Genomic DNA, 2975 nt, shown 5'->3' with positions numbered 1-2975 from the left:
AAAAAGGAACTCCATATTTAATATAGGAGTTCCTTTTATATTAATTAAATATTAAAAACTTAGCTACAAGAGTTATTATTGGTAAACTTATCAAAGTTCTAACCAAGAACACAACTAGTAAATCTTTTAAATTCAATGGAATATCAGATTTCAAAACTACAGCTCCTGTTTCTGTAAGGTATATAAGCTGAGAAATTGATAACACACCGATTATAAATTTAGTTATTTCTGCTATATTTCCTGAAGAAACCATTATAGATGGTAAGAACATATCTGTAAAACCAACTAAAACAGCAGGTGCAGCTTCAACAGCATTAGGAATTTGAAGTAATTTCAATACAAAAACAACAGGATATGAAATTATTGTAAAGAAAGGTGTATATTCAGCAACTATAAGAGCTAATGTTCCCCAAGCCATAACAAGTGGTAAAAGAGCGAAATACATATCTATAACTGTTCTACAACCATTTTTTATTATATCCGAAAAAGAAGGTGAAGTTTCAGCTCTTTTTATAGCTTTTTTGATACCAAAAGCAAATACATTTTCATTTTCAGGAATAACTTCTTCTTTAAGATGTTCAACTCCCATATATGTAGAATCTTCAAATTTACAAAGTGGATATATTCTAGGCATTATAAGTGCACATGCTAATGACGCTAAACAAACTGTTCCATAAAAAGGAACAAATATATCCATAAATCCTAATTGGTCTGCAATAACAGTTGAGAAAGGTAATGAAACTAATGAGAAACAAACAGCAATAATAGATGCTTCTTTTGCAGTATAAAAACCTTGTTTATATTGAGTATTTGTTATCATTATACCTAAAGTACCATCACCAAGCCATGAAGATATTGCATCGATAGCAGATCTACCTGGAACTTTAAATAATTTGTACATAAATTTAGAAATCATTGTTCCAAAAAGGTCCATAAGACCAAAATCTACAACAAGTGGAAGTAAAAATCCAGACACTAAAAATATAGCAAGTAAACTTGGAAGTACTCCTATCATAGTTCCACCAGTAGAATCGGAATTAATAAATTCTGGTCCAACCTTGAATATTGTCATAAAAATGAATATAGAACCAAGTATTCTAAAAATTAGCCAAAAAGGTGATACTTCAAGAACACTTCTTAAAAAATCATTTTTTATGTGTATAAATCTACTTAATATAGAAAATACAGCAGAAGCGAGAATTACTATTAAAGCTATATAATTTATATAGTCTGCAAGTAATATTTTTATAAGTTCTGCAATAAATCCTATTCCTATATTTATCGAAGAAAGTCCTTCAATATTTAAAATTTTTCCGTATGGCAGAGGAATGACAAATAAAATCATACCAAAAATAGACGGAATTAAAAATCTTAAAAATCCACTCATATTAATGGATTTTTTATAATTACTACTATTCAAAATAAATCCCTCCTGAAATATAATTAAACAATATTTTGAAAATTAATTTTTTTTAATAAATATTTATGAAATATTATTTACTTTTTTAAATAAATATTTTTGATAATTGAATAAAATAAAAATTAAAAAACATTAAAAAAGGCTTTGAAAAACTTTCAAAAGCCAAGTACAAGTTTATATCATTTTTGATATAAAGTCAATGAAAATAGTGCATATTTATAATTTTAAAGGTATAATAAAATAAAGAAAATAAATTTTGAAAGGACTGATTTAATGATACTTATAAAAAACGGTAGATTAGTAAATCCAGCAACTAATACAGATGAAATAATAGATGTTGCAATCAAAGATGGGAAGATATTTAAATTAGATAAAAATATAGATGAAAATGGATTTGATAAAATAATAAATGCAGATGGAAATATTGTAGCTCCTGGTCTTATAGATGTACATGTGCATTTTAGAGATCCTGGATATGAATATAAAGAAGATTTAATTACAGGTTCAGCATCGGCTGCAAAAGGAGGATTTACTACAGTTGTATGTATGGCAAATACCAAACCAATAGTAGATAATGTTGAAGTATTAAATTATGTACAGAATAAAGCAGAATTAGTTCCTATAAATATAATTCAAGCTGCAGCTATAACAAAAGGATTTTTAGGTAAAGAATTAGTAGATATGAAAACTTTAAAAGAAGCTGGAGCATTAGGATTTACAGACGATGGTTTACCTATAAATGACACAGCACTTGTGATGAAAGCGATGGAAATGGCAAAAGAATTAGATGTTCCTTTAAGTTTTCACGAAGAAGATCCATCATTAATAGGAAATCCTGGTGTAAATGCAGGAGAAGTATCAAAAGAATTAGGATTACCTGGAGCATCAAATGTAGCTGAAGATGTAATGGTAGCTAGAGATTGTATGATGGCAATAAAAACAGGTGCAAAAGTAGATATACAGCATATAAGTTCAGGAAATTCTGTTGATATGGTAAGATTTGCAAAAGAGCATGGTGCTAGAGTATATGCTGAAGCATCTCCTCATCATTTCACATTAACAGAAGATGCAGTAAGAGAGCATAAAACATTTGCAAAGATGAATCCACCACTAAGAACTGATTGGGATAGAGAAAAAATAATAGAAGGATTAAAAGATAATACAATAGAAATAATAGCAACAGACCATGCACCACATACAACAGAGGAAAAAACTGGAGAATTTAAAAATTGTCCAAGTGGTATAATAGGTCTTGAAACATCTTTATCTTTAGGAATTATGTCATTAGTTAATGAAGGACATCTTAATTATTCTCAACTTATAGAAAAAATGACAGTAAAACCAGCTGAATTATATAATTTAGATACAGCTGATATTTCTGAAGGAAAGGTTGCTGATATAGTAATATTTAACCCAAATGAAAAGTGGATAGCAAAAGATTATGCATCTAAAGCAGAAAATACACCTTTTACAGGTATGACAATGACTGGTAAAGTAAAATATACTATATGTGGTGGTAAAATAGCTTTTGAAGATAAATAAATTATAGATAAAT

2 protein-coding genes are annotated in these 2975 nt (G+C 28.2%); one reads left to right on the top strand and one right to left on the bottom strand.

Annotated features, from left to right (window positions below):
- Positions 1-40: 40 nt before the first annotated feature.
- Positions 41-1420 (bottom strand): YjiH family protein, encoded by a 1380-nt coding sequence (locus Q1J78_RS03590; protein WP_300280478.1) that lies wholly within the window; start codon positions 1418-1420, stop codon positions 41-43.
- A 273-nt stretch (positions 1421-1693) separates the two neighbouring features.
- On the opposite strand from Q1J78_RS03590, the gene Q1J78_RS03585 reads away from it, so the two are divergent.
- On the top strand, positions 1694-2962 hold the full coding sequence (locus Q1J78_RS03585; RefSeq protein WP_300280475.1) for a dihydroorotase: 1269 nt from the start codon (positions 1694-1696) through the stop codon (positions 2960-2962).
- Positions 2963-2975 lie beyond the last annotated feature (13 nt).

The sequence above is a fragment of the Peptacetobacter sp. genome (genome assembly GCF_029264495.1).
In the GTDB taxonomy this organism is placed as follows: domain Bacteria; phylum Bacillota; class Clostridia; order Peptostreptococcales; family Peptostreptococcaceae; genus Peptacetobacter.
The sequence above is the reverse complement of the archived record's forward strand: the minus strand, read 5'-3'. Positions and strand labels throughout refer to the sequence as shown.